Below are 21,833 nucleotides of genomic sequence, written 5' to 3'. Positions count from 1 at the left end.
CACAATCGTCAATTTCGGCAGTTTTGAGGGGGAAGGCCTAAATCGGTGGCTGGCCGCGAACGGGGTAATTCTCGCCTTCCACAGGCTTGGGCTTCTTGCTGAACAATACGCGGTCTTCCGGCCCGAAGCCGCGCGTCCAGATGATGTAGCCGTACACACCGATGATCGCAGGAATGCCCAGCGCCAGCTCCGCCCATTCTGGCAAAAGGATGGCGAGTTGCCCCACCACCACGGCCGCAGCCGCTGCCCATACCAGCGCCCAGCGCCAGTTGTTGATCGAATGGCCCAGGATCTTGCCCAGCATCACCGCCTTCACCACCGAGGCGACGCCTAGCGACAGCATCAGCGCCGCTGCCGCCGCCGCCGCGCGCCAGATATCGGCGCGCTGTGGATCGGCGAAGTTCAGCGTGTCGATCACCAGCATGGCCGCCACGGTCAGCGCCGCCTGCAAGGCGAGGGTGGCAATGGAAACCCACAGATTGCGCACCCGCGCGACGTAGATCAGCGCGGCTTCCGAGACGACGGCGGTGGCCGCCACCACTTCTGCCGCCAGCAGGAAGGCGAGGGCAGGCGTGCCGGGCACGAATTCACCGGCATCGCCCATCAGGCCCATCAGCGCCTCTCCCGGTATGCCCAGCGCCAGCGCGATGCCCGCCTGCGCAGCCACGATCCAGAAACCCACCTGGCACACCTGCCGGGCAATGGCGGCGTAGTCTTTCTCTTTCAGCTTGGCCGTGATGACCGGGCCGAGGATCGGCTCGAAACTGGTTTTCAGCTTTTGCGGCAGGCTGGCGACCTGTTGCGCCATCCAGTAAATGCCCAGCGCCACTGGCCCGGCAAACCAGCCCAATATCAGCAGGTCCACCCGCCGCGTGCCCCATTCGATTGCGTCGGTCACCGCCAGCGGCAATGCGCGCACCACCATGGGTACGATGCGCGCAGGATGCGGCACCCAGCCATGCGGCCTGCCATAGGTTTTGAAGAACGGCACCAGCGCCGTCACCAGCCCTGCAAAGATGGAGAACAAATAGGCCAGCGTAAGGCCGGCATCGCCAATGGCGGGCACGAACCAGAATGCGCCTGCCAGGATGGAGATTGTCCACGGCTCCACCACGGCACGGGCGCGCACGGTGGTGCCGATATCATATTTATAGGCCTGCGCCGCCAGCACGATCTCCGTCAGCGCATAGCCGGGAATGGCCAACACGATCCAGCGGTCCAGATCGCTGGACATGCCGTTGGGAAACAGCGGCGCGGGGACCAGGAAGAAGCCTGCCGCCGCGATGCAAGAAAACACCAGCGCCACCAGCAGCGAATCCGCGATCAGATTGGTGGCACTGCCATCCCCTTCACGAAGGCGCTGCGCCAGTCCGCGCTTTTCACCAATGGAGCAGATCAGCGCGGTCAGTTCCACCACCAGCAGGGCATAGGCATAGATGCCCAGCGCCTCTGCCCCGTAAAGCTGTCCGGCGATGAACAGGAACGGCAGCCGCGCCAGCAGGCGCAGGCCAAAGCCCAGCACATTGGTGCGCCCGCCCTTGGCCAGCGCGGCAATATCGCCGCCGGGCTTGCTGGCTTCTTCTTCCCGTTCGTCCAGCTTGCTCAAGCGCCAAGGTCTCCGGCACGGTGCCCCTCGGCCTTCAGCGGGCGGGCGAGCAATCCTTGCACAACATCGCGCGCGGCCTCTCCGTTCAGCAGAGCGTTCACGGCATCGGTGATGGGCATGGATATGGCGTGGCGCTGCGCCAGTTCGCGCAGGACGGGCGCGGTGTGCGCGCCTTCGGCCACGGTGCGCTTGTCGGACAGCGCCTCTGCCGCGCTCATCCCTTCGCCCAGCGCCTTGCCGAGCGAGAAATTGCGGCTGGATGTGGAGGAGCAGGTGAGCACGAGGTCACCAAGGCCGCAGAGGCCATTCAGCGTCTCCGGCTTGCCGCCCAGTGCCACGCCAAAGCGCAACATCTCTGCAAAACCGCGCGTGATCAGTGCGTTACGGGCGTTCTGCCCCAGGCCAAGCCCGTCCACCACGCCGCAGGCGATGGCCAGCACGTTCTTCACCGCGCCGCCGATTTCTGCGCCTGTTACATCATCGGAATAATAAGGCCGGAAATTGGGCCGGGCGATGGCGGGGGCCAGCCGCTCCCACTGCGTGTCACCACCGCCGCAGGCCAGCGTCACGGCAGCGGGAAGCCCCTCGGCAACTTCATGCGCGAAGGTGGGGCCGGACAGCACGGCAATCTGCGCATCGGGCGCGGCTTCCTGCGCCACGTCATTCATCATGCGGCCGCTGCTCTGCTCGATACCCTTGGAACACAGCACCAGATCCTGCGGGAAGCTGCCCATCTTGCTCAGCACCGATCCAAGATGCTGCGCCGGCGTCACCAGCAGCAGGATATCGCATGCTTCCATATCGGACAGATCATGGGTGGCGCGGATGGAGGGGGCAAGGTCGGCAGAAGGCAGGTAGAGGCCGTTGCAACGGGTTTCGTTGATCGCCTCGGCCAGCCCATCGTCCAGTGCCCAAAGCAGCACATCGCGCCCGTCGGAAGCCAGCATTTGCGCCAGAGCGGTTCCCCATGCGCCTGCGCCCACAACACCAATCATGCTTTCACTCCTGCGCCTCTGGCGGGTTCTGCGTCCGGGTCCAGCGGCCAGCGGGGGCGCGCTTTCAGATCCAGCGGATCGGGTTCGAAACCTGCTGCCATACGTTCCACACCCGCCCAAGCGATCATGGCGGCATTGTCTGTACACAGCATCAATGGCGGCGCGGTGAACGGCAGGCCGAATTCGCCTGCCAGACCTTCCAGCCCGCCGCGAATGGTCTGGTTCGCCGCCACACCGCCTGCCACCACCAGTGCGGAGACGGGCGCCATCGTGCTGAGGGCGCGGCGCGTGCGATCGAGGATGCAATCGAGCGCCGCCTGCTGGAAACTGGCGGCGATATCGGCATCGCCGTGCTGGCCTGCATCATGCGCGCGCAGCACGGCGCTTTTCAATCCGGCAAAGCTGAAATGCGGCTCCTTGCTTTTCAGCAGGGGCCGGGGGAGGGGAACGGTCCGGGGATCGCCAGCGAGGGCCAGCTTTTCCACCGCAGGGCCACCGGGATAGCCAAGGCCCAGGATCTTGGCGGTTTTGTCGAAAGCTTCTCCCAACGCATCGTCTATCGTGGTGGCGAGGCGTTGATATTTGCCCACGCCTTCCACCCGCAGGATCTGGCAATGCCCGCCGCTCACCAGCAGCAAGGCATAGGGAAATTGAAGGTTCGCATCGGCAAGCCGGGGGGAGAGGGCATGGCCTTCCAGATGGTTCACCGCCATCAGCGGCTTGTCGCTCGCCATCGCCAGCGCCTTTGCCGTGACGAGGCCAACCATCACGCCGCCGATCAGGCCGGGGCCGGCGGTGGCGGCGATGGCATCGCAATCGTGCAGCGTCTTTCCCGCCTCTGCCAGCACGCGCTCTATCAAGGGGGCCAGCCGCTCTGCATGGGCGCGCGCGGCGATTTCCGGCACCACGCCGCCATAGGGGGAATGCTCTTCCTCCTGGCTGGCGATGGCCTGCGCGAGAATGTCCCGCCCATCCGTCACCAGCGCCGCTGCCGTTTCGTCGCAGCTGCTTTCAATGCCGAGAACCAGTGTCATCCCGCTTCCCCTTAGACTTTCACGCCGCTAGGGCAAGCAAACCCATGACGAAGCAACCACTCTTGAAGCTTGGAACGCGGCGCTCGCCGCTGGCATTGGCACAGGCGGAGGAGGCGCGCGCAAGGCTGTGTGCCGCCCACGGCTGGGACAGTAACGCCGTCGAACTGGTGCCGGTGGAGGCCAGCGGCGACAAGATACAGGATCGCCCGCTGGCCGAAATCGGCGGCAAGGCGCTGTGGACCAAGGAACTGGACATCTGGCTGGGCAATGGCGAGATTGACGCGTCCGTCCACTCCCTGAAAGACGTGGAGACGATCCGCCCCGATGCCTTCACCCTCATCGCCATTCTGCCCCGCGCTGACAAGCGTGACAGGCTGATCGGCGCTGCCAGCCTGGCGGACCTGCCGAAAGGCGCGGTGATCGGCACCAGCGCCCCGCGCCGCGCGGCGCAGGCACTGCACCAGCGACCCGATTGCAAGGTCGTTACCTTTCGCGGCAATGTCGCCACGCGGCTGGCCAAGCTGGAAGCGGGCGAGGCGGACGCCACTTTCCTGGCCGCTGCCGGGCTGTTGCGGCTGGGCCAGAAAAACGTCGGCGTGGCGTTGGAGCCGGAGGATTGGCTGCCTGCGCCTGCACAGGGCGCGATTGCCGTGGAATGCCGCGCGGATGACGTGCGGACGCGCGAATTGCTGTCGGTCCTCAATCACGCGCCCAGCCATGCAGAAGTGATGGCAGAACGGGCATTGCTGCTGGCATTGGGCGGCAATTGTCATTCCCCCATCGCCGTGCGATGCGATTTTGCCGATGGCGAGCTTTCCATGCGTGCCGCCCTGTTCAGCCCTGCGGGACAGGAGCGGGTAGAGGGCGAAGCGCGCTTTGCGGCAGGCGATCCGGATGCGCCTGCACGCCTTGCCGCAGACCTGCTGCAACGCGCCAGTTCGGGCATCACTTCCGTTTTCAGCGGTTCATAGGGACACATCCTGCAATGCTTTTCGTAATCCGGCCGGAACCGGGCCTGCAATCCACCTTGCAAAGCGCGCGCGACATGGGGCTGGCTGCCGTGGGGCTGCCCCTGTTCGAAGTCATGCCGCTGCGCTGGGATGCGCCGGATGCATCGGAATTTGATGCCCTGCTGCTGGGTAGCGCCAACGCCGTTCGCCACTCTGGCAAGATGCTGGAGCAATATGCATCCCTGCCGGTTCACGCCGTGGGCCATGCCACTGCCGATGCCGCCACGCAGGCCGATCTGACGGTGGATCGCGTGGGGGAGGGCGGCCTGCAGAACGTGCTGGACGATAATGACACGCCAACCCGCTATCTGCGGCTGGGCGGAGTGGAAAAGGTGGCGCTGGACGCCGGGGTGCACACAATCACGGAGCGCAACGTGTATGAAGTGCGCGCCTTGCCGATCAGCGGCAGCTCGCAAATCGGGCTGCGCACGGGCACGGCATGCGTGATGCTGCACAGCGCGGCCGCCGCGCGCCATTTCGGTGCGGAGATCGATCGCATCGGGCTTGACCGCGGGGTGATCCACCTGGCCTGCATCGGCCAGCGCGTGGCAATGGCCGCCGGGCCGGGGTGGGCAGAGGTCAAAAGCGCTCCACAACCCAATGATGCGCAGCTGTTGGCCTTGGCGCGCGACATGTGCCATTAAGGTTGCTGACCCGATACGGCAGACCGCGCGACGCCTGCGACGGGTCGCGCGAAGGACATTATGGACCAGAGTCACGATTTCTCACGCGCCGGGTGGCAAATGCGCAGCTTGAACTTGCGCACCGCCCTGATCGCGTTTGCCGTCGCTTTCCTGCTCGGCATCGTCATCGCCCTGTATTTTGCGCGCGGTGACGGGTTCAGCCTCGGCAATTTCTTCAGCATCCGCAGCGAGGACGAGGCCGGACTGGCGCAGGCACAAGGGCAGGACCCTGTATCTCTGGCCGGGGAAGGCCTTGCCACACCCGCGCCCACGCCCAGCGCGTCATCCAGCCAGGGTGCCGCCGCCGCTGCCAAGGCCGTTGAACGTGTGGAGCAGGTGGAGGAACAGCAGGGCGGGCTGGACAGCCGCGTTGCAGCGATGGAACAGCGCCTCACCCGGCTGGACATGCAATCTCAGGCAGCCGCCGGAAACGCCGCGCGCGCCGAAGGGCTGCTGATCGCCTTCGCCAGCCGCCGCGCCATCGAACGCGGCGCGCCCCTTGGCTATCTGGCAGACCAGCTGCGCCTGCGCTTTGGAGAGGCGCGGCCCAACGCGGTGCAAACCGTGATCGACGCCGCGCAGGATCCCGTCACGCTGGATCGTCTGGTTGCCCGTCTGGAAGGGATCGCCCCCGTGCTGGACGATGCACCGGCCGGTGAAGGCGTGTTCACGATGCTGGGCCGCGAACTATCATCCCTGTTCGTGGTGCGGCGCGACAACACCCCCTCTCCCGTGGCCGAACGCCGGCTGGAACGCGCTCGCTTGTTCCTCGAAAGCGGACGGATCGCGCCTGCCGTGCAGGAAGTGCGTGGCATGCCCAATGCGGTGGAAGCGGAAAGCTGGATCGCCGATGCAGAACGCTTCGCCGCCGCCCAGCGCGCGCTGGAAACACTCGAAACCGCCGCCGTACTGGACCCACGCGGCATCCGCGACGCGGAAGGGGCGCGGGTACAACAGCTAAGCCCGGCGCTGCCCGCACGGCAGGGCGTTAACTAGCTGAATGGCGATTTGGGCGTGGCGCTGTAGCGATTTCTCGCCGAGCGTTTCTTTTGAAAACTCTGCCTCCTAAGCGAAAAACCCGCTTCGGTTCCTTGCAGGTCGCGTGCTTTTCTTCGGCACTCGCAGCCAGCATTCCGTCCTGTAGATTCGCGTGAACCCAATCGGGCCCACAAGCGACAGAACTCGCTGAAAATCCGTCGACTCGACGAAATCTCATGACCAAACAGCCTTGCGAATCGTAACGGATACCAATACGGTCTCTGTTATGGCTTACATCGGAACCGGCGTTGAATACGCACTGCATTGCTTGACCTGGATCGCCGGACCGCTTGAGCGTCCGCCCAGCAGTCGTGATCTGGCAGAGATGCAGGGCGTGTCGCCCGCTTTCCTCAAGAAGATCTTCCCCAAGCTCGAAAAGGCAGGGATCGTGCGGTCCACCGGCGGCATTCGCGGTGGCTACCAGCTTGCGCGTGCGTCCGATCAGATCAGCGTGCTTGACGTGGTTGATGCCGTCGAAGGCAACAAGAAATTGTTCGATTGTCAGGAGATCAGGGGCCGCTGCGCCGTGTTCGATGGCAATCCGCCGGAATGGTCCACCCGCGGCGTGTGCGGCATCCACGCGGTGATGATCCGCGCAGAGAAGACCATGCGCGAAGAACTGGCGAAAACCAGCCTCGCCGACATTGTGGAAGTGGTGACCAACAAGGCACCCACGCCCGCTTTCGCCGAACAGGTAAGCGACTGGTTTTCGGGCCGCCAGTCCGCCCGCGAAGATGCGCGGCTCTCGGCCATGCGATCGGGCGCCGCGCCGCGCCCCGGCAAAGATTAATTTCATCAAGGAGCAGAGGTGTCATGAAGAGAATCCTGATTGTCGGATCCGGTTTTGCCGGGTTCTGGAGCGCGCTCAGCGCCGTGCGCCTGCTCGATCAGCAGGGCGAAACCGAAAATGTCGAAGTGGCGCTTGTCGCGCCGCAGCCTGAACTCCATGTCCGCCCGCGCCTGTATGAAACCGGCGCTGATGGCATGCGGGCTCCGCTGATGGATCTCTTCGATGCCGTCGGCGTCCGCTTCATCCGGGGAAAGGTCGCGACGATCCGCCCCGATGCGCAGGAAGTGACGGTTGTTTCCGATGACGGAGAGGAAACGACAGTGGGGTATGACAGGCTGGTGCTGGCGGCGGGTAGTCGCTTGTACCGTCCCGACATTCCCGGCTTGCAGGAGCATTCCTTCAGTGTTGACCAGGTGGACGAGGCCAGCGAGCTTGAGGCCCATATCAAGGATCTGGCAAATCAGCCCGAAAGCGATGCGCGGAATACCGTGGTCGTGGCAGGTGGCGGCTTCACCGGGATCGAGACCGCAGCCGAAATGCCCGCGCGCCTGCGCGATGCACTGGGCGAAAATGCGAACGTGCGCGTGGTCATTGTCGAGCGTGAGGGTGACATCGGCCCTGACCTTGGCCCCGGCCCGCGCCCGGTCATCATAAAGGCGCTGACCGATCTGGGCGTGGAATGGCAGACCGGTGCGGGTGTTGCATCGGTTGATGCCGACGGGATCACCACCCAGACGGGCGAGCGAATCCCGGCGAGCACGGTCATCTGGACAGCGGGCGCGCGATCCAATCCGCTGACGGCGCAGGTGCCGGGTGAGAAGGACCAGTTCGGGCGGCTGCATGTTGACCGCAATTTGAAGGTGATCGGCTCTGACACCATCTTCGCGACGGGAGATTGCGCATATGCCGCGACTGACGACGACGGGAATTTCGCCGCCATGTCGTGCCAGCACGCGATGGGCCTTGGCCGTTCGGCGGGCCACAATGTCGCCGCCTCACTGTTGGGGGTAGATCCTATCCCCTACAGCCAACCCAAATATGTGACCTGTCTCGATCTTGGCCCATGGGGCGCAGTCTATACTGAGGGTTGGGATCGCCAGGTGGCCATGGAAGGCGCCGAAGCGAAGGCGCTGAAAACGCAAATCAACACGCTGTGGATTTATCCGCCCAACGCGGATCGGGCAGAGGCGTTGGAAGCGGCGGACCCGGAGCGCGTTATCGTCGCCTGACGTTCACGCGTGGGCCTGACGGAACTGCTATCAATTGGCCGCTTCTCAGCCCTTCAGCAGTTCCGGCAGGTCGCCGCTCATGCCACGGGCCTCGTCCATGAACCAGTCTTTCAGCAATGGCGTGCGTTGAACACCAGCCATGCCGAAACGGCGCACCGCGCTGGCCAGTTTGCCGGGAATGCCGAACAGGCGGTTCAGCGTGTCTGTTGCGCCCATCACCATCAGCGAATCCATCGCGCGCCATTTCTCGTATTTCGCCAGCATCTGCGCGTCGCCGGGTTCAAGACCCACGCGCTGCCCTTCGGCCAGCACGTCCACCAGCGCGCCGACATCGCGCATGCCAAGGTTCAGGCCCTGGCCCGCAATCGGGTGCATGCCGTGCGCCGCATCGCCCACCAGCGCCAGGCGATGGTCGATGATCTTTGCCGTATGCTGGAAGCCCAGCGGCCATGAGGATCGCTGGCCCTCCACGGTGATCTCGCCGAAGATGCCGTGCATGCGCTTTGCAATCTCATGGCGGAAGGCGCGGTCCCCCAGCGCCAGCACGCCTGCGGCATCCTCTTCCTCCACCGTCCAGACGAGGGCAGAGCGATGGCGACCCTGATCGTCGTCCAGCAACGGCAGCAGGGCAAAGGGGCCATCGGGGTAGAAGATTTCCCACGCCACCCCGTCATGCGGTTTTTCATGGGTGAGGGCGGCGATCACGGCGCGGTGGCTGTAATCCCATTGCGCCATGTTGAAGCCCGCTTCCTCCCGCGTGGGTGAACCGCGCCCCTCGGCAGCGCACATCAGGCTGGCCTCCAGCACGGTGCCATCCTCCAGCGTTGCGGAGACGCCGTGCACGCCGCGCTGGCGATCCACCACGTTAGCATTTGAATGCCATGCGATCAGCGGCTGATCCTTTGCCGCTTTGAACAAGGAAAGGCGAAGCTGGCGATTGGCGAACATGCGGCCCAATGTGCCTTCATGCGGCTCCGGCTGGAAATCGATGCGGCCTGGCTTCATTCCGTCCGTCACTGCGATGGAGGAAATGGCGCAGCCATGCGGCTCCAGCGCGTCTGCCAGGCCGATGTTGGTGAACAGGTTCCAGCTTGCGGTGGAAATGGCGGAGGCGCGAGCGTCGAAACCCTCCGCCGTCAGCTCTGCCGGGTCCGCCCGGTCCACCACGTGGCTGGAAATGCCCTTCTTCGCCGCGGCAAGCGCCAGCGTCATGCCGACGAGCCCGCCGCCGAGAATGAGAAGGTCGCGCCTTGGATTCAACTTGTCCGCCATGACATCCGCTCCTAGTTGTCCCGCGATATGCAGGCAAGCACCCTGAACCTTTTCCGGTATCTATTCGGCGTCTGCGTCCTGCTGGCCGCGATGATGGCGGCCCCCGCATCTGCGCAGCGGGAGAACTATATCGCCGCCGATCTGGTGGCCGAAAGCGCGCCTGTTCCGGGAGAGACTTTGACCGCCGCCCTGCGGTTTCGCCCGACAGAGGGCTGGCATGGTTATTGGGCCAATCCCGGCGATGCGGGTGAGGGGATGCGGCTGGAATGGCATCTGCCCAATGGTTGGGAAGCAGGCGAGCCGCAATATCCGGTGCCGCAGGAACTGGAACTGCTGGGCCTGATCAACCACGTGTACAAGGATCCATACGCGGTCCTGATCCCCATCGAAGTGCCGCAGCAGGCCGCCGTAGCCAACATCGCGCCGATCACGGTGGATGCCCAGTGGCTCGCCTGTTCGGACCGGCTTTGCGTGCCGGAACGCGCCACGCTGACACTGCGCTTCCCGCAGACTTCCGCCGATCTGGCCGCGCAGTTTGACGAGCATCGCGCCGCCATCGCGCCGATGATCGATGCGAGCGCAAGCTTTGTGATTACCGCAGACAAACTGCGTTTGGCGATACCGCTGCCCGCCAGTCTTGGCCTGCCCGATCCGCATGTCTTTATCGAGCAGAAAGACGTGATCGATTACTCCGCGGTGCAGACCTTCACCCGCGATGGTGACATGCTGGTAGCAGAGATTGCGCGCGGCGGATTGCGGGCAGAGCCCGATGCGCTGCGTGGCATTCTTGCCTTTGGTGATGGCGGCGACGGGGTGCGTTTTGAGGCTTCGCCGGGCACGGTGCCCACAGGTGGGGAGCGGATTGGTCCGCGCACGGTGGATACCCCGCTGGCGATCCTGCTGGGCGGCGCCTTGCTGGGCGGTTTGCTGCTGAACCTGATGCCTTGCGTCTTCCCCATCCTCAGCCTGAAGGCGCTGACGCTGGCGCGCGCCGGGGGTGAGGAGCGGCAGGCGCGGATCGAGGGGCTGGCCTATACCGCAGGCGTCATCATCGCCTGCCTTGCGCTGGGCGCGCTGATGCTGGCGCTGCGATCGGGCGGCGCGCAGATCGGCTGGGCGTTCCAGTTGCAGGAGCCGCTGGTGGTGGCCGCGCTGCTGGTTCTGGCAACATTGATTACCGCCAATTTCTCCGGGCTTTTCGAAATTCCCAGCCTGCCCATTCGCACACGCGGAGAGGGCGGAGCCTTTGCCACGGGACTGCTGGCCGCCGTGGTGGCAACGCCGTGCACCGGGCCGTTCATGGCCGCTGCATTGGGAGCCGCGCTGCTCCTTCCCGCTGCGCAGGCATTGCTGCTGTTTGCCGCGCTGGGCCTTGGCCTTGCGCTGCCATTCCTGTTGCTGGGCTTCGTGCCCGCCCTTCGCCGCATGTTGCCAAAGCCCGGTGCATGGATGGAAACCTTCCGCAAGACCCTGGCCATCCCGATGGGGCTGACGGCGCTGGGCCTGGTATGGCTGGCATGGCGGCTGGGCGGGATGAGCTTCGCCTTTGCCGCGCTGGCGCTGTCCATCCTGCCGGTGGTTGCGCTAACCGCGCGCCGCAATGGCAACCGGACAGTGGCGATCATTGCCGTCATCGCCGGACTGTATTTCGCCGCGTCCCTGCCGTTCCGCGCGCAGGAACAGGTGGCCAGCAGCGAAAGCGTGCTTGACCCCGTCACCTATTCGCAGGAAGCGCTGGCGCAGGCGCGCGCGTCGGGCCAGCCTGTATTTCTATGGTTCACCGCCGACTGGTGCCTGACGTGCAAGGTCAATGAACAGGTTGCCATCGAGCGCGAGGCGACGCGCGATGCCTTTGCCGAGGCTGGCGTTATCGCTATGCGCGGGGACTGGACGCAGGCAGATCCGGAAATAACCCGCTATCTGGAAGAGTGGCAGGTGGCAGGCGTGCCGCTTTACGTATGGTATCCGGCTGGCGGGCAGGGCGAACAATTGCCGCAAGTCCTGACGCCGGACAGCCTGGTGGAGCTGGCGCAGAGCGGGGATTAATCCTCGCCAGAAGTCTCGCCAGTATCCTCTCCACCGTCCTCTTCGATAAGCGTCTGCTCCGAAGCAGGCTGACCGGCGGAGCGGCACCAGTCGAGAAATTCCCCCGCGATTCGCCCGCCGCCGATTTCCAGCGTGCCGCGCCCCGGCAGGGTGGCGATGATGTCGCGCGTGCCGGAGAACACCTCCAGCTGCGGATCGTCGGCGGGCAATCGCGCTTCCCAATGCCATTTTGACCCGTCGCCGGTTTCGCCCAGCACGGCATCCACCTTGAACCGGCTGTTCACGCCGTTGCCGATGATGGGAAACAGCGCGCTCTGGCCCGGATAGGCCTTGGCATGGCGGATGATGATCAGTTCGGGCGGCGCCGTGGTAACATCGCAACCAAGCGTCAGCAGCGGCGGCGCGCCATCATCGCCGAACCGGATTGCCTTCCCGTCATCCGCCACCGTCCAGATTGCATTGCTGACATCGGGGGAGGGTTCCGCCGTGGCCAGGCTGGACGCGCCTTGCGACAGGGGCACGCGCTGCACCTCTTCCTGCGCAACGGGAGCCTGCGCCTCGCAGGCGGCAAGGCAGATCAGCAGCGGGATGGCGCAATATCGCATGGGCTACTCCGCTAATCCGTCCAGTGCCTTACGCGCAAGCCGTGCAGAGTTACAGGCTGGGGATCACGCGCATTGCATCCGCGATTGCAGGGGCCGGACACTGCCGCCACCTCACTTGCCGAACTTGCGCTGCGTCTTGCCATACCGCAGCTTGCGCGTGCCGGGCTTGCCCTCGTTACTGCGCCCTACGATCGGCGCTTTCTTGTCGGGATCGGGAATGCCCAGCTCGTCCGATTCCAGGCGGCGGATTTCGTCGCGCAGGCGGCCTGCTTCCTCGAACTCCAGATCGGCGGCGGCGTTGCGCATGCGCTTTTCCAGATCCTCGATATAGGCGCGCAGATTATGGCCGACGAGGTTGTTTACCTCGGGATCGCCAGTATCCACCGTCACCCCGTCAGCAGCGGCAGAATGCGCCACGATATCGGCGATATCGCGCTTGATGGTGGTGGGCGTGATGCCGTGCTCTTCGTTATATTCGCGCTGTTTCTCGCGGCGGCGTCCCGTTTCCGCCATGGCGCGTTCCATGCTGCCGGTGATGCGATCGGCATAAAGGATCACGCGGCCATCCACGTTACGCGCGGCGCGGCCGATGGTCTGGATCAGCGAGGTTTCGGACCGCAGGAAGCCTTCCTTGTCTGCATCGAGAATGGCGACGAGGCCGCATTCGGGAATATCCAAGCCTTCGCGCAGCAGGTTGATGCCGATCAGCACGTCATACACGCCAAGGCGCAGGTCGCGGATCAGCTCGATACGTTCCAGCGTCTCCACATCGGAGTGCATGTACCGCACGCGCACGCCCTGTTCGTGCATGAACTCGGTCAGGTCCTCGGCCATCCGCTTTGTCAGCGTGGTGACGAGGGTGCGATAGCCCTTGGCGGCCACCGCCTTTGCCTCCGCGATGCAATCCTGCACCTGGTCTTCCACCGGTTTGATCTCCACGGGCGGATCGATCAGGCCGGTCGGGCGGATCACCTGTTCGGCAAACACGCCGCCGGTCTGCTCCAGCTCCCATGATCCAGGCGTGGCGGATACGGCCACGGTCTGCGGACGCATAGCGTCCCATTCGTTGAAGCGCAGCGGGCGGTTGTCGATGCAGCTAGGCAGGCGGAAGCCATATTCCGCCAGCGTGATCTTGCGGCGGTGGTCCCCCTTCGCCATCGCGCCGATCTGCGGAATGGTCTGGTGGCTTTCATCCACGAACAGCAGCGCATTCTCGGGCAGATATTCGAACAGTGTTGGCGGCGGCTCACCCGGCAGGCGACCAGTCAGGAAGCGGGAATAATTCTCAATCCCGTTGCAGCTGCCGGTGGCGGCAATCATTTCCAGATCGAAATTGGTGCGCTGTTCCAGCCTTTGCGCTTCCAGCAGGCGGCCTTCCTCGTGCAGCTCCTTCAGCCGCTCGGTCAGCTCGAACTTGATGGCCTCGCTCGCCTGTTTCATCGTCGGGCCGGGGGTGACATAGTGGCTGTTGGCGTACACGCGCACCTTGCCAAGGTTCTCCCCCTTCTTGCCGGTGAGGGGGTCGAACTCGGCGATATCCTCTATCTCGTCTCCGAAAAAGCTGATGCGCCAGGCGGTGTCTTCCAGATGGCTGGGGAAGATCTCCAGATTGTCCCCCCGCACACGGAAACACCCGCGGGCAAAGGCGGTGTCGTTGCGCTTGTATTGCAGCGCCACCAGCTTGCGGATCAGCTCGCGCTGGTCGACAGTGTCGCCCGCCTTGATGTCGAAGATCATGGCCGAATATGTCTCGACCGAGCCGATACCGTAGAGGCAAGAGACGGACGCCACGATCAGCACATCGTCCCGCTCCAGCAGGGCGCGCGTGGCGGAGTGGCGCATCCGGTCGATCGCCTCGTTTACGGAGGATTCCTTCTCGATATAGGTGTCGGACCGGGGCACGTAGGCTTCGGGCTGGTAGTAATCGTAATAGGATACGAAATACTCGACAGCGTTTTCGGGAAAGAAGCTCTTGAACTCGCCGTAAAGCTGCGCTGCCAGGATCTTGTTGGGGGCCAGCACCAGGGCGGGTCGCTGCAACTGCTCCACCACCTTGGCCATGGTGAAGGTCTTGCCGCTGCCGGTAACGCCCAGCAGAACCTGCGTCTGCTCATCATCCTTCGCCGCTTCCACCAGCTCTGCAATGGCGGTGGGCTGATCGCCCGCAGGTTCATATTCCGAAACCAGCTTGAAGGGTTTCTGCGCCTCTGACTTTTCGGGACGGGCGGGTTTGTGCGGGGTGAACTGGCCCGATGTATCGGGTTCTTCCAGTCCGCGCCTGATGATGAGTTCGGCCATGGCAATGCATATGGGATCGAATTGCCGCTTGCTCAACTGCCTGTGAACCTTCAGCTAGGCCCGCTACGGATTGAAGAAGGATTTCCACACGATGCAATACAAGCTCATGCTTTTCGCCGCCTCCACCCTGGCCCTTTCTGGCTGCGGCGATTTCGGAACGGTGGAAGACCCTTCCGATCCCGCGCAGATAGAGGCAGCGACGAAGGACCTGCCAAAACCGCAGCCCGGTGAATATCGCACCACGGGCGAACTGGTGGAGCTGGATATTCCCGGCGCATCGGAAGATGAATTGCAGATGATGCGCGGCATCATGGAACAGGGCGCAACCCAGCAGCGCACTTTCTGCATGACGCAGGAGGAGGCTGACGATGGCTATCGCGAATTCCTGGAAAATCTGCAGCAGGGTTCTGACGAATGCCAGTTCACCGATTTCGCCGTGTCGGGCAACAAGCTGGACGCCACGATGGCGTGCGATGATGGCAAGGGCTCTACCGGCACCATGGCCTTCGGCGGCACGATCAGCGAAACCTCGCAGGACATGACCGTGACGATGGATATGAAGAACCCGGCTTCCGACGGGGCAATGCGCATGGTCATGCGCACCCAGTCCGAACGCGTGGGCGATTGCACCGCCGATGCCGGTTAAGCATGTTCGGGGCTGTCTGACCTGAAATGGGACGGCAGCCCCAAGCCTGCGCCCCGGCAATTGGCAGCGCGGGCACCGCTTGATAATCCCTGTAATAAGCCTTGGCGCTACGTGGCGGAATTTTTCGCCAGTTGAACGCGTCGCTTGAAAACAGGGAATTACCATGCGCCTGATCCACTGCCTGCCGATTTTCGCCGGCCTCGCCCTTGTCGCCTGTGGCGGTAACTCGGACGAGGATCTGACGGACGAGGCGCTTTCCATGGATGATGTCCTGGCTGAAGGTCAGGACAATGGCATCATGCCGCAACCAGGCGAATACCGCGTCGGCTACGATCTGATTTCCGTCGACATGGAAAGTGGGCAGGTGCGCGATATGGCCGCGCTGGAGGCAGCCTTTGCCGAGGGCGCGCAGGAACAGACCAGCTTTTGCATCACCAAGGCGATGGACCGCGAAGCCTGGATTTCGGCGATGACGGACAATAGCTGCACGATTTCCCGCCTTACAGCCAATGGCGGCGACATCGATCTTTCGATGACCTGCGAAGCCGAGGAAGGCCCGCAAGGCCGCATCACGATGGCTGGCACCACCACCAACACAACTTCTGACCTCCAGATGGATTTCACCCAGCCGATCCCCGGCGTGGGCGATGCCAATATCGTGATGCAGGTGCAGGCAGAGCGCACGGGCGCCTGTAACTGATTTGTAGCTGATCTTTACCTGATCTTCCGGCCGCCTGATCGACGGCGGCAACGGAAACCTTGACTGCGCCGCGCGTTCACCGTGTAACAAGTCTCTTTTGTTACATTGGTAGCCATGTCGTCTGTTGGATCGATCCTATCGCCGGTCACCGGCCCTGTTGCTGATGCCCTGCGCGGCACCGGCGCTGCAATCCGTCGTCGGCTGGATTTGCTGCGGGGGGAGGCTCCGCCCGATGCCCACGCCCCGCCGCTGCGCCTGTTTGCCGCAGAATTTGCCGAGATTTTCGCCCCGGCGTTTCGGCTGTTCAAGCCGCCACTGGCGATAGAGAAGGCGGAAAATCCCCGCGTCATCATCCTGCTGCCCGGCTTCGCGGCCAATCCGCAAAGCATGAAGCGCATGGCGACGGAGCTGGAGCGGGCGGGTCACAAGGTAAAACGCTGGGGGCTGGGCGCCAATTACGGACCGACGCCGGAAAACTTTGAGCAACTGGCCCAGCGCGTGTGTTCTGTAAAAGCACGCTATGGGCAGGATGTGGTGCTGATCGGCTGGAGCCTTGGCGGGGTTTTCGCCCGCGAAGTCGCCAAGATGGAGCCTGACTGCGTTGCCAAGGTCATCACCATGGGCACGCCGTTTAGCCACACGCCCTATTCCAACAATATGTGGCGCATCTATCAGGCGGTGGTGGGCCACCATGTGGACGAACCGCCGGTAAAGGCCAATGTGGCGGAGAAGCCGCCTGTTGAGACCGTGGCATTCTGGAGCCCGCGCGACGGGGCGATCTCTCGCCGCAGTGCCTGCGGCCTTCCCGGACAGCGCGATCGCGCGGTGGCGCTGCGCTGCACGCATATGGGTTTTTGCTACTCCAGCGAGGCGATCCTGGCCCTTGCCGAGGAACTGAAACGCTAATCAGGCTTTGCTTTATATACGGGCTTCGCGCATGCTGCATGTGCGAAGAAAGCTGATGCCAGCACAATCCGGCACAATAAGGGGAATTGAGTGACCGCGACAGAGCCGTCCAAATTCGACGAAATGCACGAACCTGATGGTACGGTGCGAGAAGCCTATCGCGGTTATTCTGAATGGCTGGACGGGCAGGACGATGGCTGGATGCGCCGCAAGGCGTTTGAGGCAGAAAGCTTCTTCCGCAAAACCGGCATCACCTTCAACGTTTATGGTGAGGACGATGCCGAAGAACGGCTGATCCCCTTCGACATGGTGCCGCGCATCATCAGCGGCGGCGAATGGCGCCGGTTGTCGCGCGGGATTGAACAGCGGGTGAGGGCGTTGAATGCCTTCATGCACGATCTTTATCATCGCCAGGAAATCATCCGTTCCGGCCGCCTGCCCGAACGCCTGTTCCGCGACAATGCGGCCTGGCTGGCCGAAATGGTCGGCTTCACCCCGCCAGGCGGCGTCTACACCCATATCGTGGGCATCGATCTTGTCCGCACCGGCCCTGATGATTTCATGGTGCTGGAAGACAATGCCCGCACGCCCAGCGGCGTTTCCTATATGCTGGAAAACCGCGAAACCATGATGAACATGTTCCCCGAACTGTTCAGCAAGGTGAAGGTGAGCGACGTTTCCGATTACCCACGACGGCTGGCGAAAAGCCTTGCCGCCTGCGCGCCGGAAGGGGCGGGCGACAAGCCCAGTATCGCCGTGCTGACGCCGGGCATCTACAACTCCGCCTATTACGAACACGCCTTTCTGGCAGACCAGATGGGCGCCGAACTTGTCGAAGGCAGCGATCTGCGCGTGATCGAAGGCAAGGTGCACATGCGCACCACGGTGGGTTTCCGCCCGGTGGACGTGATCTATCGCCGTGTGGACGACGAATATCTCGATCCGCTCACCTTCAACCGCGATAGCGTGCTGGGCATTCCCGGCGTGATGGACGTGTACCGCGCGGGCAATGTCACCATCGCCAATGCACCGGGCACAGGCGTGGCTGACGACAAGGCGATCTATTCCTTCATGCCCGAAATCGTGGAATTCTACACCGGCGAAAAGCCGCTGCTGCCCAATGTGGATACCTTCCGCTGCGCCGATCCGGACTCGCTGAAATACGTGCTGGATAATCTGGCGGAGCTGGTGGTGAAGGAAGTCCATGGTTCGGGCGGCTATGGCATGCTGATCGGCCCGACCTCCTCTAAGAAGGAGTTGAAGGAGTTTCGCCACAAGCTGGAGGCAAACCCCGAAAATTATATCGCACAGCCAACTTTGGCGCTGTCGACCTGTCCGATCTTCACCAAGAATGGCTTGGCTCCGCGCCATGTCGATCTGCGGCCATTCGTGCTGTGTTCGCCCGATGGCGTGGACATCACGCCGGGCGGGCTGACTCGCGTGGCGCTGAAGAAGGGATCGCTGGTGGTGAATTCCAGCCAGGGTGGCGGCACCAAGGATAGCTGGGTGCTGGAAGATTGATGCTGGGCGGAGAAATACTGTAATGTTAGGTCGCGTAGCCCACGGAATTTTCTGGATGTACCGCTATCTTGAGCGGGCCGAGAACACCGCTCGCCTGCTTGCCGCCGGACAGCGCATGGCGCTGACCCGCGGTAAGGACATGGCGAGCCAGGAATGGAAATCCATCCTTACCACGCTTGGCCACAGGCAGGCTTACGAGGAGCATTATGACGATTACGATGGCGCGCATGTGTGCGATTTCGTGCTGCGTTCCAAGCATAATCAGGAGAGTGTCTTCTCCATGGTGGAGGGCGCCCGCACCAATGCGCGCGCCTGCCGATCCGCCATCACGGGCGAAGTGTGGGAAGCCGTCAACGAAGGCTGGATGACCATGCGGGACCTGCTGGCCCGCCCGGTGCACAATTCCAATCTCAACATGGCGTTGGGCGCGATCCGGCGTGGCAGCACGCTGGCACGCGGCGCTTCGCACGGCTCCATGTTGCGGAACGAGACTTACGCCTTTTCCCGGTTGGGCACCTTCCTGGAACGTGCCGACAACACGGCCCGTATTCTGGACGTGAAATATTACCTGCTGCTGCCGTCGCTATCCTATGTCGGCACGCCGCTGGATACCGGACAGTGGGACAACGTACTGCGCTCGCTTTCGGCAGAGCGCGCCTATCGCTGGTTGAATGCAGGGCGCATGGATGCGCGTTCCATCGCGGATTTCCTGATTCTTGATGGCCGTTTCCCGCGCAGCCTGGTGTTCTGCTATTCCGCCACGCGCAACAATCTTGCAGAGCTGGCGAAAATCCATGGGCAGGAGGGTACGTCCCATTCTGCCATGCGAGAGGCTGACATGCGCCTTACCGGCAACAGCGTGGAAGACATTTTCGATCAGGGGCTGCACCAGTTCCTGCTGGAATTCATTGCCGCGAACCAGGCGCTGGCCGGCGCCATTGCCGAAGATTATCGCTTCGTCTCCTGACGGGAAATAACTATGCGCCTCTCTATCCGCCATACCACCCGATATCGCTTCGCCACCCCCGTGGCGCACGGCATCCAGCGCCTGCGACTGACTCCCAAGGAAACGCAGGGCCAAACAATCGTGGACTGGTCCATGGAGTTTGAAGGCGCGCACGAACAGCTGACCTATGAGGACCAGAACTTCAATCATGTCACCCTTGTCTCCGTTGACGAGGGCGTGACCGAGGTTGTCGTTTCATGCCACGGCAAGGTCGATACGCAGGATCATGCGGGCGTGATCGGCCAGCACGCAGGCCATCTGCCGCTGTGGTCCTTCCTCAGCCAGACCCCACTGACCCGCCCCGGCCCCAAGATCAAATCGCTGATTGCCAAGGTGGAACGCAGCGAAGATGGCATGGTCGGCACGCTGCACAATCTTTCCGACGTAATCCGCGAAAACGTGACCTACGGCACCGGCAGCACCGGCGTTGCCACCACGGGTGAGGAAGCCGCGACCGAAGGCATGGGCGTGTGCCAAGATCATGCGCATATCTTCATTGCCGCAGCACGCTCTCTGGATATTCCTGCACGCTACGTCAGCGGATATCTGATGATGAACGACCGGATCGATCAGGAAGCCAGCCACGCCTGGGCAGAGGCCTATGTGCAGGGCCTTGGCTGGGTCGGTTTCGATATCTCCAATGGCATTAGCCCCGATCCGCGCTATGTGCGCGTGGCAACTGGCCGGGATTACCGCGATGCGGCGCCAATCACGGGCATCAGCTTTGGCGCGGTGACGGAGGACCTGACGGTCAATCTGGCCGTGGAACAGCAAATGGAAGAACAGCAACAACAATGACTTATTGTGTAGGAATGGTGCTCGACAAGGGCCTCGTCCTGATGAGCGACACCCGTACCAACTCGGGCGTCGATAATATCTCCGTATTTCGCAAGATGTTCCATTGGTCCGTTCCGGGAGAGCGTATCCTCACCCTGATGACGGCGGGCAACCTTGCCACCACGCAGGCCGTGGTCAGCCGCCTGGAGGAGCGCACGAAGGCCCCCTCCGACCGTCAGAATTCGCTGATGGAACTGCCTACCATGTTCCAGGTTGCCGCGGAAACGGGCAAGCTGCTGCGAGAGGTGATCGCAGAAACGCAAACCGATAACGGCGCGCGGGGCAAGGGGCGCTTTACCGCCTCCATCATCCTTGCGGGCCAGATCAAGGGCATGGAACCCCGCCTGTTCATGATCTACCCCGAAGGCAACTTCATCGAAGCCAGCTTCGACACGCCGTTCTTCCAGATCGGGGAAACCAAATACGGCCGCCCCATCATCATTCGCGGCTATGACCGGAATATGAGTTTCGAGGATGCGGTGAAGCTGATGATGGTGAGTTTCGATTCCACCCTGAAGGCGAACCTCTCCGTCGGGCTGCCGCTGGATCTGATGGTGATCGAACGCGACGCTTTCGAGCCCACGCATGAACGGCGGATCGAGGGTAGCGACCCTTATTTCACCGCCATCAGCGATAGCTGGAGCGATGCCTTGCGCAGCGCCTTCCATTCCTTGCCGGATTACAGCTTTTACCAGCCGGACGAGCTGGCATAAGGGTTAGCACCTAGCGATAGTTACGAATACGGGCGGCACCGCAGGTTGCGCAAAATCCCTAGCTGCGTGAAATCCCATAGATACATCCATTCTGGATGTTCGCCGCCCTGCAGAAAACCTAACTTTCATCTATAGAACAAACCCTTATAGGTTCAATTGCGAGGTTCTACGGATTGGTTCCACTAAGGTTTTCTGCGCACAAACTGCGTCATGGAACAGCGCATCACAATTCACATCGTCGGCGGCAACAGCCGGTCTCGGGCCGAACAATCCCGCCTCATTCTGTCCATGGGGCACCATGCGGAAGTTTACTCCGATCTGGTGGAACTGATCGACAGGCCTCCGCGCTCCGGCGTCATCATCGCCAGCGAGGAGCTGCTGGAAAACGGCGTCGATGCGCTGCTGGATGAACTGGCCAATGCCGGCATCTGGACACCGCTGGTGGCGGCAAAGGCTGATCCTGGTGTGGAAGAAGTGGTGGCAGCGATCCAGGCAGGCGCGCTGGATTACCTGCAATTGCCCCTCACCACCACGGAACTTCGGCGAATGATAGCGCATGTCGATTCAGACGCGGGCCGCCATGCAGAAGCGCGCCGACGCCTGATCGATGCGCGCAGCCGGATCGAGACACTTTCCCGCCGGGAGCGCGAAGTGCTGGACTGGCTGAGCGAGGGATGTTCGAACAAGGCCATCGCCCGCAACCTGGAGATCAGCCCGCGAACAGTGGAAATCCACCGCGCCAACATGATGGACAAGCTGGGCGCAAATCACCCAGCAGATGCGGTCAGGCTGCGGATCGAGGCGAGCTTTCGTGACGCGGCACCGGCTGCGGACGGTGACGCTGACGGTGCCAAGGTCGCTGGCGGGGCAGGCTAATCACGCCGGGTCGCCCCGCAGC

Annotated in this window: 20 protein-coding genes; 14 read left to right on the top strand and 6 right to left on the bottom strand. The window is 62.9% G+C overall.

All coding sequences use genetic code 11. The features are described from left to right. Positions 1–37 precede the first annotated feature (37 nt). The 3 genes from GRF63_RS11750 to tsaD are packed head-to-tail and all read right to left on the bottom strand — an operon-like array spanning position 38 to position 3,635. Complete coding sequence (locus GRF63_RS11750) at positions 38–1,606, bottom strand: lipopolysaccharide biosynthesis protein (protein ID WP_202131686.1); 1,569 nt, start codon at positions 1,604–1,606, stop codon at positions 38–40. Further along, positions 1,603–2,601 (bottom strand): NAD(P)H-dependent glycerol-3-phosphate dehydrogenase, encoded by a 999-nt coding sequence (locus tag GRF63_RS11745; protein WP_160486167.1) that lies wholly within the window; start codon positions 2,599–2,601, stop codon positions 1,603–1,605. The genes GRF63_RS11750 and GRF63_RS11745 overlap by 4 nt, the downstream gene beginning before the upstream one ends. Beyond that, the gene (tsaD, locus tag GRF63_RS11740; RefSeq protein WP_160486166.1) at positions 2,598–3,635 is read right to left on the bottom strand and encodes a tRNA (adenosine(37)-N6)-threonylcarbamoyltransferase complex transferase subunit TsaD; all 1,038 of its coding nucleotides are present in this window, start codon (positions 3,633–3,635) and stop codon (positions 2,598–2,600) included. Before tsaD ends, GRF63_RS11745 begins: the two co-directional genes overlap by 4 nt. A 44-nt stretch (positions 3,636–3,679) precedes the next feature. Here tsaD and hemC point away from each other — a divergent pair, with 44 nt between their 5' ends. From hemC to GRF63_RS11715, 5 genes are all read left to right on the top strand, one after another. Continuing rightward, a complete protein-coding gene (gene hemC, locus GRF63_RS11735) occupies positions 3,680–4,606 on the top strand; it encodes a hydroxymethylbilane synthase (RefSeq protein ID WP_160486165.1) in 927 nt (308 codons plus the stop codon). Between the two features lie 14 nt (positions 4,607–4,620). Then, entirely contained in the window at positions 4,621–5,289 is a 669-nt protein-coding gene (locus GRF63_RS11730) for a uroporphyrinogen-III synthase (RefSeq protein ID WP_160486164.1), read from the top strand. A gap of 99 nt (positions 5,290–5,388) precedes the next feature. Beyond that, entirely contained in the window at positions 5,389–6,324 is a 936-nt protein-coding gene (locus GRF63_RS11725; protein WP_202131685.1) for an MICOS complex subunit MIC60, read from the top strand. 268 nt (positions 6,325–6,592) lie between these two features. Further along, positions 6,593–7,156 (top strand): RrF2 family transcriptional regulator, encoded by a 564-nt coding sequence (locus tag GRF63_RS11720; protein ID WP_160486163.1) that lies wholly within the window; start codon positions 6,593–6,595, stop codon positions 7,154–7,156. A gap of 23 nt (positions 7,157–7,179) precedes the next feature. Further along, on the top strand, positions 7,180–8,385 hold the full coding sequence (locus tag GRF63_RS11715) for an NAD(P)/FAD-dependent oxidoreductase (RefSeq protein ID WP_160486162.1): 1,206 nt from the start codon (positions 7,180–7,182) through the stop codon (positions 8,383–8,385). A 45-nt stretch (positions 8,386–8,430) separates the two neighbouring features. On the opposite strand, the gene GRF63_RS11710 is transcribed toward GRF63_RS11715, so the two are convergent. After that, the gene (locus GRF63_RS11710; RefSeq protein ID WP_160486161.1) at positions 8,431–9,657 is read right to left on the bottom strand and encodes an FAD-dependent monooxygenase; all 1,227 of its coding nucleotides are present in this window, start codon (positions 9,655–9,657) and stop codon (positions 8,431–8,433) included. 27 nt (positions 9,658–9,684) lie between these two features. Between GRF63_RS11710 and GRF63_RS11705 the strand changes: the two genes are divergently transcribed. Further along, complete coding sequence (locus tag GRF63_RS11705) at positions 9,685–11,703, top strand: protein-disulfide reductase DsbD family protein (RefSeq protein ID WP_160486160.1); 2,019 nt, start codon at positions 9,685–9,687, stop codon at positions 11,701–11,703. Here the strand turns inward: GRF63_RS11705 and GRF63_RS11700 are convergent. Together GRF63_RS11700 and uvrB are read right to left on the bottom strand one after the other, a co-directional pair. Continuing rightward, positions 11,700–12,308: a hypothetical protein gene (locus tag GRF63_RS11700; RefSeq protein ID WP_160486159.1), complete on the bottom strand. Its 609-nt coding sequence runs from the start codon at positions 12,306–12,308 to the stop codon at positions 11,700–11,702. The two genes, GRF63_RS11705 and GRF63_RS11700, sit on opposite strands and share 4 nt — an antisense overlap. Positions 12,309–12,419: 111 nt before the next feature. Then, positions 12,420–14,606, bottom strand: a complete 2,187-nt coding sequence (uvrB, locus tag GRF63_RS11695) for an excinuclease ABC subunit UvrB (RefSeq protein WP_160486158.1) — start codon at positions 14,604–14,606, stop codon at positions 12,420–12,422. 91 nt (positions 14,607–14,697) lie between these two features. Here uvrB and GRF63_RS11690 point away from each other — a divergent pair, with 91 nt between their 5' ends. The 8 genes from GRF63_RS11690 (at position 14,698) to GRF63_RS11655 (ending at position 21,811) form a co-directional block, all read left to right on the top strand. Further along, positions 14,698–15,252, top strand: coding sequence for a DUF3617 domain-containing protein (locus tag GRF63_RS11690; protein ID WP_160486157.1), 555 nt, complete (start codon positions 14,698–14,700; stop codon positions 15,250–15,252). 163 nt (positions 15,253–15,415) lie between these two features. After that, positions 15,416–15,952 carry a DUF3617 domain-containing protein gene (locus tag GRF63_RS11685; protein ID WP_160486156.1) on the top strand — a complete coding sequence of 179 codons (537 nt, stop codon included), beginning with the start codon at positions 15,416–15,418 and terminating at the stop codon, positions 15,950–15,952. Between the two features lie 114 nt (positions 15,953–16,066). Beyond that, complete coding sequence (locus GRF63_RS11680; RefSeq protein WP_160486155.1) at positions 16,067–16,858, top strand: esterase/lipase family protein; 792 nt, start codon at positions 16,067–16,069, stop codon at positions 16,856–16,858. Between the two features lie 123 nt (positions 16,859–16,981). Next, the gene (locus GRF63_RS11675) at positions 16,982–18,379 is read left to right on the top strand and encodes a circularly permuted type 2 ATP-grasp protein (RefSeq protein WP_160486347.1); all 1,398 of its coding nucleotides are present in this window, start codon (positions 16,982–16,984) and stop codon (positions 18,377–18,379) included. Between the two features lie 22 nt (positions 18,380–18,401). Next, positions 18,402–19,346, top strand: coding sequence for an alpha-E domain-containing protein (locus tag GRF63_RS11670; protein WP_160486154.1), 945 nt, complete (start codon positions 18,402–18,404; stop codon positions 19,344–19,346). 12 nt (positions 19,347–19,358) lie between these two features. Beyond that, positions 19,359–20,183 carry a transglutaminase family protein gene (locus tag GRF63_RS11665; protein WP_160486153.1) on the top strand — a complete coding sequence of 275 codons (825 nt, stop codon included), beginning with the start codon at positions 19,359–19,361 and terminating at the stop codon, positions 20,181–20,183. Beyond that, on the top strand, positions 20,180–20,935 hold the full coding sequence (locus GRF63_RS11660; RefSeq protein ID WP_160486152.1) for a proteasome-type protease: 756 nt from the start codon (positions 20,180–20,182) through the stop codon (positions 20,933–20,935). The genes GRF63_RS11665 and GRF63_RS11660 overlap by 4 nt, the downstream gene beginning before the upstream one ends. Before the next feature lie 210 nt (positions 20,936–21,145). Beyond that, the gene (locus GRF63_RS11655; protein ID WP_160486151.1) at positions 21,146–21,811 is read left to right on the top strand and encodes a response regulator transcription factor; all 666 of its coding nucleotides are present in this window, start codon (positions 21,146–21,148) and stop codon (positions 21,809–21,811) included. Positions 21,812–21,833 lie beyond the last annotated feature (22 nt).

Origin of the sequence: Aurantiacibacter rhizosphaerae (assembly GCF_009807005.1) — a bacterium.
Classification (GTDB): Bacteria; Pseudomonadota; Alphaproteobacteria; order Sphingomonadales; family Sphingomonadaceae; genus Alteraurantiacibacter; species Alteraurantiacibacter rhizosphaerae.
Note: the sequence above shows the minus strand (reverse complement) of the source record. Positions and strands in the feature narration are given on the sequence as shown.

What these genes read in the sequence shown, in the direction of transcription:
- GRF63_RS11655 (WP_160486151.1), top strand. Translation starts at nt 21,146, where the DNA reads ATGGAACAGCGCATCACAATTCACATCGTCGGCGGCAACAGCCGGTCT.
- GRF63_RS11685 (WP_160486156.1), top strand. Translation starts at nt 15,416, where the DNA reads ATGCGCCTGATCCACTGCCTGCCGATTTTCGCCGGCCTCGCCCTTGTC.
- GRF63_RS11725 (WP_202131685.1), top strand. Translation starts at nt 5,389, where the DNA reads ATGCGCAGCTTGAACTTGCGCACCGCCCTGATCGCGTTTGCCGTCGCT.
- GRF63_RS11700 (WP_160486159.1), bottom strand. Translation starts at nt 12,308, where the DNA reads ATGCGATATTGCGCCATCCCGCTGCTGATCTGCCTTGCCGCCTGCGAG.
- tsaD (WP_160486166.1), bottom strand. Translation starts at nt 3,635, where the DNA reads ATGACACTGGTTCTCGGCATTGAAAGCAGCTGCGACGAAACGGCAGCG.
- GRF63_RS11660 (WP_160486152.1), top strand. Translation starts at nt 20,180, where the DNA reads ATGACTTATTGTGTAGGAATGGTGCTCGACAAGGGCCTCGTCCTGATG.
- hemC (WP_160486165.1), top strand. Translation starts at nt 3,680, where the DNA reads ATGACGAAGCAACCACTCTTGAAGCTTGGAACGCGGCGCTCGCCGCTG.
- GRF63_RS11730 (WP_160486164.1), top strand. Translation starts at nt 4,621, where the DNA reads ATGCTTTTCGTAATCCGGCCGGAACCGGGCCTGCAATCCACCTTGCAA.
- uvrB (WP_160486158.1), bottom strand. Translation starts at nt 14,606, where the DNA reads ATGGCCGAACTCATCATCAGGCGCGGACTGGAAGAACCCGATACATCG.
- GRF63_RS11690 (WP_160486157.1), top strand. Translation starts at nt 14,698, where the DNA reads ATGCAATACAAGCTCATGCTTTTCGCCGCCTCCACCCTGGCCCTTTCT.
- GRF63_RS11710 (WP_160486161.1), bottom strand. Translation starts at nt 9,657, where the DNA reads ATGGCGGACAAGTTGAATCCAAGGCGCGACCTTCTCATTCTCGGCGGC.
- GRF63_RS11715 (WP_160486162.1), top strand. Translation starts at nt 7,180, where the DNA reads ATGAAGAGAATCCTGATTGTCGGATCCGGTTTTGCCGGGTTCTGGAGC.
- GRF63_RS11705 (WP_160486160.1), top strand. Translation starts at nt 9,685, where the DNA reads ATGCAGGCAAGCACCCTGAACCTTTTCCGGTATCTATTCGGCGTCTGC.
- GRF63_RS11665 (WP_160486153.1), top strand. Translation starts at nt 19,359, where the DNA reads ATGCGCCTCTCTATCCGCCATACCACCCGATATCGCTTCGCCACCCCC.
- GRF63_RS11670 (WP_160486154.1), top strand. Translation starts at nt 18,402, where the DNA reads ATGTTAGGTCGCGTAGCCCACGGAATTTTCTGGATGTACCGCTATCTT.
- GRF63_RS11720 (WP_160486163.1), top strand. Translation starts at nt 6,593, where the DNA reads ATGGCTTACATCGGAACCGGCGTTGAATACGCACTGCATTGCTTGACC.
- GRF63_RS11680 (WP_160486155.1), top strand. Translation starts at nt 16,067, where the DNA reads ATGTCGTCTGTTGGATCGATCCTATCGCCGGTCACCGGCCCTGTTGCT.
- GRF63_RS11675 (WP_160486347.1), top strand. Translation starts at nt 16,982, where the DNA reads ATGCACGAACCTGATGGTACGGTGCGAGAAGCCTATCGCGGTTATTCT.
- GRF63_RS11745 (WP_160486167.1), bottom strand. Translation starts at nt 2,601, where the DNA reads ATGATTGGTGTTGTGGGCGCAGGCGCATGGGGAACCGCTCTGGCGCAA.